The organism is Nakamurella sp. (genome assembly GCF_044224575.1).
Classification (GTDB): domain Bacteria; phylum Actinomycetota; class Actinomycetes; order Mycobacteriales; family Nakamurellaceae; genus Nakamurella.
In genome coordinates, this window is sequence record NZ_JBGAKE010000031.1 from 1 (window position 1) to 14,751 (window position 14,751).

Consider the following 14,751-nt stretch of genomic DNA (forward strand, 5'->3'; position numbering starts at 1 on the left):
GAGACGCTGCGGCAGAGCCCGCTCGGTGTCGCGTTGACGGGCGACGCCACCCGGTACACGGGCCCGGACCGGAGCCTGGGCTACCGCTGGTTCGCCGACCCGACGGCTCGGGAGCGGTACGCGCCGGAGGACCACGAGCGCCTGTCCCGGCTCTTCGCCTCGGGCCTCCGCGAGATCCTCACGCTGCGCGGGCCGGGCTCCCGCGCCGCGCGCTACGCCGATCTGTTGCTCGCGCGGAGCGCGGAGTTCCGGAGCCTGTGGGATCGGCACGAGGTCGGCGTTCGTCCGGACGCCGTCAAACGCTTCGTCCACCCCGAGGTCGGCCGGCTGGACCTGAACTGCCAGTCCCTGCTGGACCCGGACCAGTCCCACCTGCTGCTCGTCTACACCGCCGAGCCGGGCAGCGTCAGCTACGAGCGGCTGCAACTGCTCTCGGTGATCGGTGCGCAGCGCATCCGGTAGGACTTCCACCCGGCGGGAACGCCCCCGGCCGGCCGCCCACAGGTGGGTTACCGTGACGGGTATGGGACGCCTGAGCATGCTGGACTGGCCGGTCATCCGGCAGTTCCGCTCCGGCGACGTCTTCGGCCGTGGCCCGGCGGTCATGTCGCAGCGCACCCGGGACATGACGGCCCGCACCACCACGGCGGACCGGGTCGCGCGCAGCGTGTGCCCGTACTGCGCGGTCGGCTGCGGGCAGAAGGTGTTCGTCAAAGACGAGAAGGTCATCCAGATCGAGGGTGACCCGGACTCGCCGATCTCCCGCGGGCGGCTCTGTCCCAAGGGGTCCGCCAGCGAGCAGCTGGTCAACAACCCGGGCCGGCAGACCACCATCCTGTACCGGCGGCCGCACGGCACCGAGTGGGAGACGCTGGAGCTGGACCAGGCCATCGACATGGTGGCCGACCGGTTCCTGGAGGCCCGGCGCAACGGCTGGCAGGACACCGACGAGCAGGGCCGAGCCGTCCGCCGCACGATGGGCATCGCCTCGCTCGGCGGCGCCACCCTGGACAACGAAGAGAACTACCTGATCAAGAAGCTGTTCACCGCGGCCGGGGCGATCCAGGTCGAGAACCAGGCCCGTATTTGACACTCCGCCACGGTTCCCAGTCTGGGGGCCTCGTTCGGACGCGGCGGCGCGACGCAATCGTTGCAGGACATGGCCAATGCCGACTGCATCGTGATCCAGGGCTCGAACATGGCCGAGTGCCACCCGGTGGGTTTCCAGTGGGTGTCCGAGGCCAAGGCGCGCGGGGCCCGGATCATCCACGTCGACCCCCGCTTCACCCGGACGAGCGCGATCGCGCACAAGCACATCCCGATCCGGGCCGGCTCCGACGTGGTGCTGCTGGGTGCGTTGATCAAGCACGTCCTGGACAACGACCTGTGGTTCCACGAGTACGTCGTGCCGTACACCAACGCGGCGACAATCATCAACGAGGACTACCGGGACGCCGAGGATCTCGGCGGGTTGTTCTCCGGGTTCGACCCGGAGACCGGCTCGTACGACCTGTCGTCCTGGGCGTACGAGACCGCCGATGACGCCCACACGGCCGCGGCGGACGACGAGCACAGTGCCACCGCGTCGGATCGCGCCGCCGGCGACGAGCACGGCAGCGGCGGGCCGAGCCTGCCGCACGCCAAGGTGGTGCGGGACGAGACCCTGCAGCACCCGCGGTGCGTCTTCCAGATCCTCAAGCGGCACTACGCCCGGTACACACCGGCGATGGTGCAGGAGGTCTGCGGCATCAACCCGGCCGACTTCCGGTACCTGGCCGACTCGATCACGGCGAACTCCGGCCGCGACCGCACCACCTGCTTCGCCTACGCGGTCGGCTGGACCCAGCACACGTTGGGGGCCCAGTTCATCCGCACGTCGGCGATCCTGCAGTTGTTGCTGGGCAACATGGGTCGGCCCGGCGGCGGCATCATGGCGCTGCGCGGGCACGCCAGCATCCAGGGGTCGACCGACATCCCGACGTTGTTCAACCTGCTGCCCGGGTACCTGCCGATGCCGATGGCCGGCAAGCACGACTCGTACGAGCAGTACCTGGACGCGATCTCGTCCAAGCAGCAGAAGGGCTACTGGGCGGCCGCCGACACCTACGTCGTCAGCCTCCTCAAGGCGTGGTGGGGCGACGCGGCGACGGCCGAGAATAACTGGGCCTACGACTACCTGCCCAAACTCACCGGACCGCACGGCACGTACCAGACCGTGCACGACATGCTCGAGGACAAGGTCGACGGCTACTTCGTCCTCGGCCAGAACCCGGCCGTCGGTTCGGCCAACGGCCGGATGCAGCGGCTGGGCATGGCCCGGCTCAAGTGGCTGGTGGTCCGGGATCTCAACCTCATCGAGTCGGCGACGTGGTGGAAGGACGGCCCGGAGATCGCCTCCGGCGAACTGAAGACCGAGGACATCGGCACCGAGGTGTTCTTCCTGCCGGCGGCCACCCACGTGGAGAAGGCCGGGACGTTCACCCAGACGCAGCGGTTGGTGCAATGGCGGGAGAAGGCGGTCGACCCACCCGGTCAGGCGCAGCCGGAGCTCGAGTTCTTCTACGAACTGGGCCGGCGGATCCGGGCCAAGCTGGCCGGGTCCACCGACCCGCGGGACCGCCCGCTGCTCGACCTGACCTGGGACTACGCGCTCGACGAGCACGGCGAGATCGACCCCGAGTCGGTGCTGCGGGAGATCAACGGCTATCACCTGACCGGCCCGGACGCCGGGAAGTCACTCACCTCGTACCTGCAGATGCGCGCCGACGGGTCGACGGTCGGCGGCTGCTGGATCTACACCGGGGTCTGGGTCGACGGCGTGAACAAGGCGGCCCGGCGGACGTACCGCGGCGGCGGCGGGGTCAGCCAGCAGGAGTGGGGCTGGGCGTGGCCGGCCGACCGGCGGATCCTGTACAACCGGGCCTCGGCCGACCCGGAGGGCAAGCCGTGGAGCGAGCGCAAGAAGCTCGTCTGGTGGGACGCGGAGCAGGGCCGCTGGGTCGGGGACGACGTGCCCGACTTCGTCGCCGACCGGGCCCCGGGCAGCCGGCCCGACCCCGACCTGGGCGGCGCCGCGGCGCTGGCCGGGGACGATCCGTTCATCATGCAGGCCGACGGCAAGGGCTGGCTGTTCGCACCCAAGGGCATGCTGGACGGCCCGCTGCCGACCCACTACGAGCCGCAGGAATCGCCGATCGCCAACGCGCTGTACCCCCAGCAGCAGAGCCCGTCGCGGATCCTGATGCCCGGCAAGGACAACCTGTTCTCGCCGAGTGCCGGCGAGCCGGGCGCCGGCGTGTACCCGTACGTGTTCACCACCTACCGGTTGACCGAGCACCACACGGCGGGCGGGATGAGCCGGTGGCTGCCCTATCTCGCGGAGCTGCAGCCGGAGATGTTCTGCGAGGTCTCCCCCGAGCTGGCCGCCGAGAAGGGCCTGGAGAACTACGGCTGGGCGACGATCGTTTCCCCGCGGACCGCGATCGAGGCCCGGGTGCTGGTTACCGAACGGATGACCCCACTGGTCGTCGGCGGGCACACCGTGCACCAGATCGGCCTGCCCTACCACTGGGGGGTCGGCGGGGACGCGGTGGTCAGCGGCGACGCGGCCAACGACCTGCTCGGTATCGCCCTGGATCCGAACGTGCAGATCCAGGAGTCCAAGGCCGGCTCGTGCGACATCCGGCCGGGCCGGCGGCCGCAGGGCGAGGCGCTGCTGCGGTTGGTCGCCGAATACCAGTCCCGGTCCGGAACGACGGTGCAGACTGACAATGTCCGGGTGACCCACCCCGCTTCCCCTCCCCGCGCGGATCAACAAGGCCGGCGCGGATCAACTGACCGATCGTGGGACGGGAGTGACGCGAGCACATCACTTCATCCGCGCGGATCGGATGTCGGCGCACCCGAGGGTGCGAGCGAGGCCCGGCCACCGGCCGGGCGAGGGGGCAACGATGGCACGTAAGCGCGGCGCGACGGCTCCGCCGCCCACGATTCATGACGAGGCCGTGCACCTGGCCCATCAGCTGTCGGGGCCGGCCGATCCGGCGTTCGCCGCCCGCTGGTCGGTGGACCGGGAGCGGCGCACCGGGTTCTTCACCGACACCTCGATCTGCATCGGCTGCAAGGCCTGCGAGGTGGCGTGCAAGGAGTGGAACCACAACCCGCGGGACGGTGACCTGCAGATCCTCGGGTCGTCCTACGACAACACCGGTTCGCTCGGCGCGAGCACCTGGCGGCACGTCGCGTTCATCGAGCAGACCGGCGACCGGATCGAGCAGGCCCGGGAGTCCGGCCGGGCGCTGGTCGGGTTGGGCATGCCCGGCGTGCGGTCCTCGTCCACCCCGGCACCGGTGGACACCGCTCCCCCGGACACCGACGAGTTCCGCTGGCTGATGTCGTCGGACGTCTGCAAACACTGCACGCACGCCGGTTGTCTGGACGTCTGCCCGACCGGGGCGCTGTTCCGCACGGAGTTCGGCACCGTGGTCGTGCAGGACGACGTGTGCAACGGCTGCGGCACCTGCGTGGCCGGCTGCCCGTTCGGCGTCATCGAGCGGCGATCCGACGGCACCTTCGCCACCGGGGCCCGATCGGACTCGCCCGATGTGCGCAACGAGGGCGTCGCCCAGAAGTGCACGCTGTGCTACGACCGGATCAAGGACGGCCAGACGCCGGCCTGCGCGCAGACGTGCCCGACCACCTCGATCAAGTACGGCGACCACTACGAGTTGGTGGCCCAGGCCAAGCAGCGGGTCGCCGATCTGCACGAGCAGGGCATGACCGAGGCCCGGCTGTACGGCGCCAATTCCAACGACGGCGTCGGCGGCACCGGATCGGTGTTCCTGCTCCTCGACGAGCCCGAGGTCTACGGGCTGCCGCCGGACCCGCGGGTGCCGACCGCCGACCTGCCCCGGATGTTCAACCGGGCCGGGGTCGCCGGGATCGGGATGATCGCCGCCGTCATCGGCTCGTTCGTCTTCGGCCGGCGGCGATGACGACCTCGGACTTCGACAGCTTCCGGCCGCCCGCTCCAGGTGGCCGGCGCCGACGCCGCAAGGGGGGCGCCGGCGGCCAGGGGACCGGGGGCCGGCCGGGTGGCGCCGACGGATCCCGCGAGATGCCGATGGTGCCGGACGCCCAGTTCAGCTCCTACTACGGCCGCAACGTGGTCAAGCCGCCGCCGTGGGGGCACGAGATCCCGGCGTACCTGTTCCTCGGCGGGGTGGCCGGTGGATCGGGACTGATCGCCGCCGGCGCCCAGTTCACCCGGCGACCGGTGCTGCGCCGCAACGCCCGGCTCGGCGCGATCGCCGCGATCGGCCTCGGCAGCGTCGCGCTGGTCAAGGATCTCGGCCGGCCGGAGCGCTTCCTGAACATGCTGCGCACCGTCAAGGTGACCTCGCCGATGAGCATCGGTTCATGGATTCTGGCGCTGTACAGCGCGGGCGCCGGGGTCACCGCGGCGATCGAGGTGGACCGGCTGACCGGGTCCCGGTTCCCGCTCGGCCCGCTGCGCCGGCTGATTCCCGCCGTCGACGTCGGAGCCGGCCTGTGGGCGGCCGCGTTCGGGCCGCCGTTGGCCGCCTACACCGCGGTACTGCTGGCCGACACCGCCAACCCGATGTGGAACGCCGCCAAGGACGAGCTGCCGTTCGTGTTCGTCAGTTCCGCGACGCTGGCCTCCGGTGGGCTGGCGATGATCACCACGCCGGTGGCCGAGGCCGGGCCGGCCCGGACCCTCGCCATGCTCGGGGCCGCGGTGGAGACGGTCGCGACCAAGGCGCTGCACCGCAACATGGACCCGACCATCGCCGAGACATTGCACCACGGACCGGCCGGACGGATGCTGAAAGCGAGCGAGATCCTCACCGTAGCCGGCGGTCTCGGCGCCCTGCTGGCCGGCCGTCACCGGGCCGTGGCGGTCGCTTCCGGGGTGACGTTGCTGGCGGCGTCGGCGCTGACCCGGTTCGGCATCTTCGAGGCCGGCATCCATTCGGCCAAGGACCCCAAGTACACGATCGAACCGCAGAAGCGCCGCCTCGCCGCCCGTCGGGCCGCCGGCGTCACCGATGACTCCATCACCACCGCCGGCTGACGTTTCCGCGCGGATCAACTACGCCGGCGCGGATCAACTCACCTCAGATGTGACTGGTGTGACGGGTGACGGCGACTTCGTCCGCGCGAACCGGGCCGGCGGGTGCCTTCGGGCGACGGTGGAGGCTCCGGTGAATGGGGGCCGGCCGACGCCGGCGGGCGATGACCTTCCCTCGCATGGCCGGGCCGCCGCGAGTGGCGCGCCACCGGCGCAAGTAGACCGGCTGCGCGCCACTCGCTCGCGCTGACGCCTGGGCCGCGGCGTTCCGGTGCGCAGCGACCGGAAGGTCAGCGCACCTCGATGCCGGTGCCGGGCACCGTGTACCCGATGACCGGGTACCCGGGCAGTTCGCCGACCACGAGCAGCCCGCCGGAGGTCTGCGCGTCGGCCAGGACGATCAGGTCGTCCTCGGTGACGTCGGAAGCTGCGGTCAGGTGCGGCCGCACCCAGTCGAGGTTGCGGCGGGATCCGCCCGGGATGAAGCCGTCCCGCAGCGCCACCCGGGCGGCGTCGAGAACCGGCACGGCGCTGCGGTCGATCACGGCACCCACCCCGGACGCCCGGAGCATCTTGTGCAGGTGCCCGAGCAGGCCGAATCCGGTGACGTCGGTGGCCGCCCGCAGCCCAGCCGTGACGGCCGCCGCGGACGCCGCCCGGTTGAGCCGGGTCATCGTCTCGATCGCTTCCGGGAAGACCTCGCCGGTCTGCTTGTGCCGGTTGTTCAACAGCCCGAGGCCGAGCGGTTTGGTCAGCGTCAACGGCATCCCGGCGGCCGCGGAGTCGTTGCGCAGCAGGTCTTTCGGGTCGATCACCCCGGTGACCGCCATGCCGTACTTGGGTTCCGGGTCGTCGATGGTGTGGCCGCCGATCACCGGGCAGCCGACCTCCCCGGCCACCGCGACGCCCCCGCGGAGCACCTCGGTCATCAGCTCCATCGGCAGCACGCCGCGGGGCCAGCCGACCAGGTTGATCGCGACGACCGGGGTACCGCCCATCGCGTACACGTCCGACAGCGCGTTGGCCGCGGCGATCCGGCCCCAGTCGTAGGCATCGTCGACGACCGGGGTGAAGAAGTCGGCGGTGGAGATGACGGCCAGGTCGTCGCGGAGCCGGACGACGGCGGCGTCGTCACCGCTGTCCAGGCCGACCAGCACGTCGTCCCCGGCCTGCCCGACCAGCCCGCGGACCGCATCCTCCAGCTCGCCCGGCGGGATCTTGCACGCGCAGCCGCCGCCGTGGGCGTAGCTGGTCAACCGGCGGGTGTCGGGCGTCGTTGCGGTGGGGCTCACCGTGCGAGGGTAGAACGCGCCGAACCGCGGCGTTCCCGGCCGCCGCACCGGCCGGTGGGAGCCGTCGGTTCCCACGCACCGGTCGTCGCGTCGCCGCCCGGTACGGTGACCGGGCTGGTCCACGCGGAGGCGTCTGGGTTCCTGGTGGTCCCCTCGGTCTTCAACACCGGTGAGGTCGAGCATCTCGGCCTGGCGGGTTCGATTCCCGTCCGCCTCCGCCACCGGGACCCCTGGACCAGCACAATGCAGGGCGTGACCCAGACCGACCCGCGCCGGCTCATCCCTCGGACGGACCGCCTGCTGGCGCTGCCCGCCGCCCGGGCGGCCCGTGGCCGGCTCGGCGACGGGGTGATCCGCGGGCTGGCGCGCGAGGTGCAGGAACGGGCGCGGCGCGGCGCGATCCGGCCCGACCAGGTCGAGTCCGCCCTGCTCGCCGCCCTCGAACGGCGGGCCCCGACGAGCATGACGCCGGTGCTCAACGCCACCGGCGTCGTCGTGCACACCAATCTGGGCCGAGCCCCCCTGTCCGCCGCGGCGGTCGAGGCATTGATCGCCGCGGCCGGATACATCGACGTCGAACTCGATCTGCGCACCGGGACCCGGTCGCGACGCGGAGCCGCCGCCCGCGCGGCGCTGCTCGCCGCCTGCCCGGCCGCCGAGGACGCGTTGGTCGTCAACAACGGCGCCGCCGCCCTGGTGCTGGCCACCACCGCCCTGGCCGGCGGCCGGGAGGTGGTGGTCAGCCGCGGCGAGCTGATCGAGATCGGCGCCGGCTTCCGGCTGCCCGACCTCATCGCGTCCACCGGCGCCCGCATCCGCGAGGTCGGCACGACCAACCGCACCCACCTGCGTGACTACGTCGAGGCCATCGGACCGGACACCGGGTGCCTGCTCAAGGTGCACCCGAGCAACTTCCGGGTCGAGGGGTTCACCTCCGCGGTGGGCGTCGCCGAGTTGCGCGGGGCGGCCGACGAGAAGCAGATCCCCGTCCTCGTCGACATCGGCAGCGGCCTGCTCGCGGACGACCCGCTGCTGCCCGACGAGCCGTCCGCGAGCACGGCGCTGTCCGCCGGCGCAGACGTGGTGACGGCCAGCGGCGACAAGCTGCTCGGCGGTCCCCAGGCCGGGGTGATCCTCGGCCGGGCGGACGTCGTCGACCGGATGGCCCGGCATCCGCTGGCCCGGGCGGTCCGCGCCGACAAGCTCACCCTGGCCGCCCTGGAGGCCACCGTGGCCGGAGGTCCGGCACCCGTCACCGCGGCCCTGCACGCGGACCCCGACCGGCTCCGCGAGCGGGCCGAGAACCTTGCCGACGCCGTTGGCGCACCGGTGCTTCCGCATGCCGGTCGGGTCGGCGGGGGCGGTGCCCCCGGCGTGCCGCTGCCCGGCTGGGCCGTCCGACTGCCCGAATCCGTTGCGCCCCGGCTGCGGGCCGGCCGGCCGGCGGTCCTGCCCCGGGTGCACGAGGGCGGCTGCCTGATCGACCTGCGGTGCATCCCCGAGGCCGACGACGACGCGCTGCTCGCCGCGGTCCGCGCGGCGCTGGGGGCCTGAGGAGTGCCCGACCCGGTGCACGTGGTGGCGACCGCCGGACACGTCGACCACGGCAAGAGCACCCTGGTCCGGGCACTCACCGGGATGGAGCCCGATCGCTGGGCCGAGGAGCGGCGGCGCGGGCTGACCATCGACCTCGGCTTCGCCTGGACCACGCTGCCATCCGGCCAGGAGGTGGCGTTCGTCGACGTGCCTGGGCACGAAAGGTTTCTCGGCAACATGCTGGCCGGCCTCGGCCCGGCGCCGGTCGTCTGCTTCGTCGTCGCCGCCGACGAGGGCTGGCGGGCGCAGTCGAGCGACCATCGGGACGCCGTGGCCGCGCTCGGCATCGACCAGGGGGTGATCGTGATCAGCCGGGCCGACCGGGTGGCCGACGGCGGGGCGGCGGCGTTGGCCCAGGCTCGGATCGAACTCGCCGGCACCGGCCTGCGCGACGCGCCGGCGGTCGTCGTGTCGGCGGTTGACGGCCGCGGACTCCCGGCGCTGCGTGATCTGCTCGACGACGTCCTCGCCGGCCTTCCGCCGCCGGACCCGGCGGCCCGGCTGCGGCTCTGGGTGGACCGCTCGTTCAGCGTCACCGGGGCCGGGACGGTGGTCACCGGGACCCTGGCCGCCGGCCGGATCACCCGCGGCGACCACCTGACGGTCCTGGGCGACCAGACCTGTCCGGTCACGGTGCGCTCGTTGCAGAGCCGTGGACGGACGCACGAGTCGCTCGAGCCCGTCGACCGGGTCGCGCTCAATCTCCGGGGAGTCGCGGCTCGTCAGGTCCGGCGCGGCGACGCCGTGGTGACCCCGGGAGCCTGGCCGACCACCGGGCTGCTCGACGTGCGCCGCGTCACCGGCCCGGGTCTGCCGGAGGCGCCCGAGCACGTCACCCTGCACGTGGGCACCGCCGCGGTGCCGGCGCGGTTGCGGCCGTTCGACGACGACCACGGCCGGCTGACCCTGCACCGGGCCCTGCCCCTGGTGGTGGGCGATCGGCTGGTGCTCCGGCACCCGGGGACGCGGCGAATCCTCGGCGGCGCCCAGGTACTCGACGCCGATCCGCCGGTGTTGCGCCGACGTGGCGCGGCGGCCCGTCGTCGTGCGGTGCTCGCCGACCTGGACCCGGCGGGCGATCCGCTGGCCGAGGTGGCCCGTCGAGGTGCCGTTCCGGAACGGCAGCTGCGCCTCCTCGGCCTCGTCGGCACCACCGTCGACGTCCCCGAGGGGGTCGAGGTCGTCGACGGCTGGTGGGTGCATGCGCCGGTCCAGCAGGCCTGGCAGAACCGGCTGCGGGCCGCGCTCGATGATCTGCAGGAGCGGGATCCGTTGGCCGACGGGCTCACTCGCGGCGCGGCGGGCGATCTGCTCGCCCTGCCCGACCCGGCCCTGCTGGATTCCATCGTCCGGGCGGCCGGGTTGGAGTGCGAGGGCGGCCGGATCCGCCGGCCGGGGCGGCGATCCGCCCTCGGGCCGGCCGAGGCGGCAATCGCGGCCGTGGAGCAGCGGTTGGCCGCGCTCCCGTTCGCCGCGCCGGAGGCCGAGGAGTTGGCGGCCCGGCAGCTCGGCAGCCGTGAGCTGGCCGCGGCCGAACGGGCCGGCCGGCTGCTGCGGCTGCGCGACGGGATCGTGCTGCTGCCGTCGGCGCCCGCCCTGGCCATGCGGGAATTGGCCCGGCTGCCGCAGCCGTTCACCACCAGCGACGCGCGGCAGGCCCTGGGCACGACCCGGCGGGTGGCGATTCCACTGCTCGAACACCTGGACGCGCGGGGCTGGACCCGGCGGCTGGACGCCGGGCACCGGGAGGTGACCCGGGGCCGGCGGGGGTCAGCGGCCGATCGACCCAATCACCAGGTTGACGGACGTGCCCAGGATGGTCGTGCCGACGACGGATGACGGCCGGCAGCGTCGCCGCGACCGATCATGACCGGGCCGGCCGGCGCCGCCGCCGGCCACCGGCAGCTCCTCGACGGAGCGGCCGGGCCGGCCAGGACTCGGACCGAGCCGGGACGTCAGGGCGCAGCGGTCAGCGGGACGCTGGCCTCGGCGGTGTAGGCGAGGAAGGTCAGCGATTCTTGCAGGTACAGCTGAATGTGGGCGGCGTCGTGGGACAGGTACCCGATCGACACGTCCTGCCCCAGGTGCAGCGCGTAGTCGCCGCCCCGGGTGGACACCACGAGGGCGCCGTCCAGTGCCGGTGCCCAGATCGCCTCCCCTTCGCCCATCAACCGGGCGATGTGATCGCGGATCGGGTAACCGTGCACCGTGGTCTCGGCGACCGCCGTGTACAGCTCCGCCGACAGCAGCAGGCTGTACGGCCCGTCGACGCCGGCCAACCGCAGCGTGCTCATCGCGTGCGCGACGGCGTCCGGTAGATCGGCGAGGTCGGCCGGCACCTGCTGCGCCGGGTTGGAGCTGCTGGGCCCGATGCCGGTGATGCCGGCCGACGCCCAGCCGTGGAAGATCATCCGGTCCTCGGCCCGGGCGATCTCGGTCGCGGCGTCCTTGACCGGCTGCCAGTCCGAATCCTGGGCACCGCGTTCGACGTCGTCGACCGCGTCCCGGGTGACCGCGAACGGCACCCGCAGCTCGACGATCGGCTGCACGAGCCGCTCCCTGACCTGCACCCCGTCGGTCGGCGGAGCAAGCGGACGCAGGTGACCGGTGCCGACGGCAGCCAGTGTGGGGCCGGCCGGTCCCACCAGGTCGACCACCCGCCGTCCGGCGATCGACCGTTTGAAGGTGCGGCGCGCCTCGTCCTCGATCTGCTCCCAGGCGACCTCGGTGATCGGCGCGAGTTCCCGATGCAGGTTGTTCACGATGTGCTCCCTCGCAGACTTCCGATACCCAACGAACCGTCGGCCCGTGGTGGCTCCGTGGTGGTGGACTCCGTGGTGATGGACTCCGTGGTGGTGGCCTCTGTGGCGGGCGGGGCCCCCGGGGGATCCGGTTCGGCGGCGGGTGCCCCCGGCCGGGCCGACGGATCGTCCAGGAAGTCCAGCGTCGGCACGAAGAACAGGGTGCCGGTGACCGCGGTGGAGAAGTCCAGGATGCGGTCGTGGGTTCCCGGCGGGTTGCCGACGAACATGTTGGTCAGCATCTGCTCGATCACGTCGGGAGTGGCCGCGTACCCGATGAAGTAGGTGCCGAACTCCTTGCTGCCCACCGACCCGAACGGCAGGTTGTCGCGGACGATCTGCCGCTGGTTGCCGTCCTCGTCCTCGATCGTGTTCAGCGCGACGTGGGAGTTGGCCGGCTTGACCGCATCGGGCATCTCGATGTCCGAGAGCTTGCTGCGCCCGATCGCCCGTTCCTGCTCCTCCACCGGCAACGCATTCCACGCGGTCATGTCGTGCCGGTACTTCTGCACCACGACGTAGCTGGAGCCGGCGAAGGCCGGATCCTCGTCGCCGACGAACACCGCGGCGGCCGCCGCCGCCCCGGCCGGATTCTCGGTGCCGTCGACGAAGCCGAGGAGATCGCGTTCGTCGAAGTAGCGGAAGCCGTGCACCTCGTCGGCCACGTCCGCCCGGCCGTCCAGCCGGTTCATCAGCTGGCTGGCCAGCTCGAAGCACAGGTCGAAACGCTGGGCCCGCAGGTGGAACAACAGGTCGCCGGGCGTCGACACGGCGGCGTGCTCCGTGCCGGCAAACACCGGCAGCGGGTGCAGCCCCGCCGGCCGGGGACTGTCGTACAGCCGGTCCCACAGCCGGGCGCCGATGCCGACCACGCAGCTCAGTTGCAGCTCGGGCTCGCGGAAGCCGACCGAGCGGGTCAGGCCCGGGACGTCGGCGAGCAGGTCGAGGACGTCGCCCTCGGCCCCGGAGCGCACCGTGACGACGAGGAAGATCGCGGCCCGTGCCGGTGGCGCCAGCACGGCCTGCGCCTGGGTGGGCAGCGTCATGGTCGAACTGGTCTCTTCCTCGGCGGGCGGACCCCGGCACGGCACCGCCGGGGGTGGGGCGTACCCAGGCTACGACGACCCGTGATTTCCCTCGGTACGGGGTCGGATCGCCCACTCTCGACCGTTCTGTCCGACTCGCCTCGTCGCAGCGACATCGTTCGGGTGGCCGCCATTGTCACCGTTGATCAACAGGCGCAGACTGGCGAGAGGTCCGTCCACCGCCGCGCGGAACCTTCGATGCAGCCGCATGCATCCGGCTCAGCCGGCGACCCGAGGCCCACCGCCGCGCCGAAGGGAACTTGCGCATGCAGACGCCCGCCCCCGTCGACTACGCCCGCGCGCACAGCATCGAGGAAGCGCTCGACCTGCTGGAGAAGTACGGGGGCGAGGCCCGAGTGATCGCCGGCGGGCACAGCCTCATCCCGATGATGCGGCTGCGCATCGCCCAGCCCGAGTGCGTCATCGACATCAACGACCTGACCGACCTGGATTACGTCCGCATCGATGCGGGCGATCTCGCCATCGGAGCGATGACCCGGCACAAGACGGTTCTTGCCTCCCCGGTGATCGGTGAGCACTACGCGATCCTGCACGACGCCGAGCGCGTCATCGCCGACCCGATCGTCCGCAACCGGGGCACCGTCGGCGGGTCGCTGTGCCAGGCCGACCCGGCCGAGGATCTCAGTGCCGTCCTGTCCGCGTTACGGGCGGCCGCAATCATCCGGTCCACCAACGGGTCTCGCATCGTTCCGGTCCGCGAGCTGGACGACGGGCCGTACCAGACGGTGCTCACCGATACCGAGATCCTGACCGAGGTCCGCATTCCGATCCGACCGGGCGCGGGCAGCGCGTACGAGAAGGTGGAGCGCCGGACCGGCGACTGGGCGGTCGCCGCGGTCGGCGCCTACCTCGTGCTGGACGGCGACACCGTGCGCGACGTCGGCATCGGGATGGCCGCGTTGGGGGTCGAGCACGGCTGCCCGGTCGAGGCCGAGGAGTACCTGCGCGGACGCGCGTTCACCGCGGCTGCGGTCGAGGAGGCGGCCCGGCTGGCCGCGGCGGCCAGCAACCCCAGCCCCGATCAACGCGGCCCGGTCACCTACAAGCGACACCTGGCCGACGAACTCACCCGTCGCGCGCTGCGCCGCGCCGCCGACCGCGCGCAGGGAAGGATCTGAAGATGCGGGTATCGGTCAATGTCAACGGCGTCGAGCACACCTCGGACGTCGAGGGACGCCAACTGCTCGTGCACTTCCTGCGGAACACGGTGGGGCTCACCGGCACCCACTGGGGCTGCGACACGTCCCAGTGCGGCACCTGCGTCGCCTGGCTGGACGAGGAACCGGTCAAGACGTGCACCGTGCTGACGGCGATGGCCGACGGGCACCGGGTGCGCACCGTCGAGGGCCTGGCCGACGGTGGCACCCTGGACCCGGTCCAGGAGGGATTCCGGGCCGAGCACGGCCTGCAGTGCGGGTTCTGCACCCCCGGCATGATGATGACCGCCCGACACCTGTTGAACCACAACCCCGATCCTGACGAGGCCACCATCCGGGAGGCCATCTCCGGCCAGATCTGCCGGTGCACCGGGTACGAGAACATCGTCCGGGCCGTCCGGCACGCCGCCGGGCATCCCTCGCAGCCCTCCGGGTCCGCCGCCGCCGACCCGGCCGCCGACGGCGACAGCACCGTCGTCGGCGAGCCCAGCCAGGAGGTGCCGGCATGAGCGAGGCTTGCCGAGCGATCGGTCGAGATGGTCCTGCCGGCGTTCCTTCCGGAGCGACCGAGCCCGCGAGGTGCTCCGAAGGGATGCCGGCATGAGCGAGGCTTGCCGAGCGATCGGTCGAGATGGTCCTGCCGGCGTTCCTTCCGGAGCGACCGAGCACGCGAGGTGCTCCGAAGGGATGCCGGCATGAGCGAGGCTT

General features: G+C 72.4%; 9 protein-coding genes, 1 tRNA gene and 2 pseudogenes. 9 read left to right on the forward strand and 3 right to left on the reverse strand.

Annotated elements, in window-relative coordinates:
* The 4 genes and pseudogenes from ACILSK_RS23370 to nrfD all read left to right on the forward strand — a co-directional run.
* Nucleotides 1–462 (forward strand): annotated as a pseudogene (locus ACILSK_RS23370) (transcriptional regulator); the annotation flags it as partial.
* A 61-nt stretch (nucleotides 463–523) separates the two neighbouring features.
* Nucleotides 524–3,793, forward strand: a pseudogene (gene fdh, locus ACILSK_RS23375) (formate dehydrogenase); the annotation flags it as partial.
* Nucleotides 3,794–4,010: 217 nt separating this feature from the next.
* Entirely contained in the window at nucleotides 4,011–4,994 is a 984-nt protein-coding gene (locus ACILSK_RS23380; RefSeq protein WP_395729635.1) for a 4Fe-4S dicluster domain-containing protein, read from the forward strand.
* The gene (gene nrfD, locus ACILSK_RS23385; protein WP_395729596.1) at nucleotides 4,991–6,094 is read left to right on the forward strand and encodes an NrfD/PsrC family molybdoenzyme membrane anchor subunit; all 1,104 of its coding nucleotides are present in this window, start codon (nucleotides 4,991–4,993) and stop codon (nucleotides 6,092–6,094) included. Before ACILSK_RS23380 ends, nrfD begins: the two co-directional genes overlap by 4 nt.
* 287 nt (nucleotides 6,095–6,381) lie before the next feature.
* Here nrfD and selD read toward each other — a convergent pair whose 3' ends face one another.
* Nucleotides 6,382–7,383: a selenide, water dikinase SelD gene (gene selD, locus ACILSK_RS23390; RefSeq protein ID WP_395729597.1), complete on the reverse strand. Its 1,002-nt coding sequence runs from the start codon at nucleotides 7,381–7,383 to the stop codon at nucleotides 6,382–6,384.
* A 125-nt stretch (nucleotides 7,384–7,508) separates the two neighbouring features.
* Between selD and ACILSK_RS23395 the strand changes: the two genes are divergently transcribed.
* From ACILSK_RS23395 to selB, 3 genes are all read left to right on the forward strand, one after another.
* Nucleotides 7,509–7,604, forward strand: a tRNA-Sec gene (locus tag ACILSK_RS23395).
* Nucleotides 7,605–7,635: 31 nt separating this feature from the next.
* Nucleotides 7,636–8,937, forward strand: a complete 1,302-nt coding sequence (gene selA / locus ACILSK_RS23400; protein ID WP_395729598.1) for an L-seryl-tRNA(Sec) selenium transferase — start codon at nucleotides 7,636–7,638, stop codon at nucleotides 8,935–8,937.
* A gap of 15 nt (nucleotides 8,938–8,952) precedes the next feature.
* Nucleotides 8,953–10,818, forward strand: coding sequence for a selenocysteine-specific translation elongation factor (gene selB / locus ACILSK_RS23405; protein WP_395729599.1), 1,866 nt, complete (start codon nucleotides 8,953–8,955; stop codon nucleotides 10,816–10,818).
* Nucleotides 10,819–10,934: 116 nt separating this feature from the next.
* Here the strand turns inward: selB and ACILSK_RS23410 are convergent, their stop codons facing one another.
* Both ACILSK_RS23410 and ACILSK_RS23415 read right to left on the reverse strand, forming a co-directional pair.
* On the reverse strand, nucleotides 10,935–11,741 hold the full coding sequence (locus tag ACILSK_RS23410) for a family 1 encapsulin nanocompartment shell protein (RefSeq protein WP_395729600.1): 807 nt from the start codon (nucleotides 11,739–11,741) through the stop codon (nucleotides 10,935–10,937).
* Complete coding sequence (locus ACILSK_RS23415) at nucleotides 11,738–12,826, reverse strand: Dyp-type peroxidase (RefSeq protein WP_395729601.1); 1,089 nt, start codon at nucleotides 12,824–12,826, stop codon at nucleotides 11,738–11,740. The genes ACILSK_RS23410 and ACILSK_RS23415 overlap by 4 nt, the downstream gene beginning before the upstream one ends.
* A gap of 305 nt (nucleotides 12,827–13,131) precedes the next feature.
* On the opposite strand from ACILSK_RS23415, the gene ACILSK_RS23420 reads away from it, so the two are divergent.
* Together ACILSK_RS23420 and ACILSK_RS23425 are read left to right on the forward strand one after the other, a co-directional pair.
* On the forward strand, nucleotides 13,132–14,004 hold the full coding sequence (locus tag ACILSK_RS23420; RefSeq protein ID WP_395729602.1) for an FAD binding domain-containing protein: 873 nt from the start codon (nucleotides 13,132–13,134) through the stop codon (nucleotides 14,002–14,004).
* A 2-nt stretch (nucleotides 14,005–14,006) separates the two neighbouring features.
* Nucleotides 14,007–14,552 (forward strand): (2Fe-2S)-binding protein, encoded by a 546-nt coding sequence (locus ACILSK_RS23425; protein WP_395729603.1) that lies wholly within the window; start codon nucleotides 14,007–14,009, stop codon nucleotides 14,550–14,552.
* Nucleotides 14,553–14,751: the final 199 nt, after the last annotated feature.

Bases quoted from the DNA above. Each gene is read 5' to 3' on its own strand.
- nrfD (WP_395729596.1), top strand. From the start codon at position 4,991: ATGACGACCTCGGACTTCGACAGCTTCCGGCCGCCCGCTCCAGGTGGC.
- ACILSK_RS23420 (WP_395729602.1), top strand. From the start codon at position 13,132: ATGCAGACGCCCGCCCCCGTCGACTACGCCCGCGCGCACAGCATCGAG.
- ACILSK_RS23415 (WP_395729601.1), bottom strand. From the start codon at position 12,826: ATGACGCTGCCCACCCAGGCGCAGGCCGTGCTGGCGCCACCGGCACGG.
- ACILSK_RS23425 (WP_395729603.1), top strand. From the start codon at position 14,007: ATGCGGGTATCGGTCAATGTCAACGGCGTCGAGCACACCTCGGACGTC.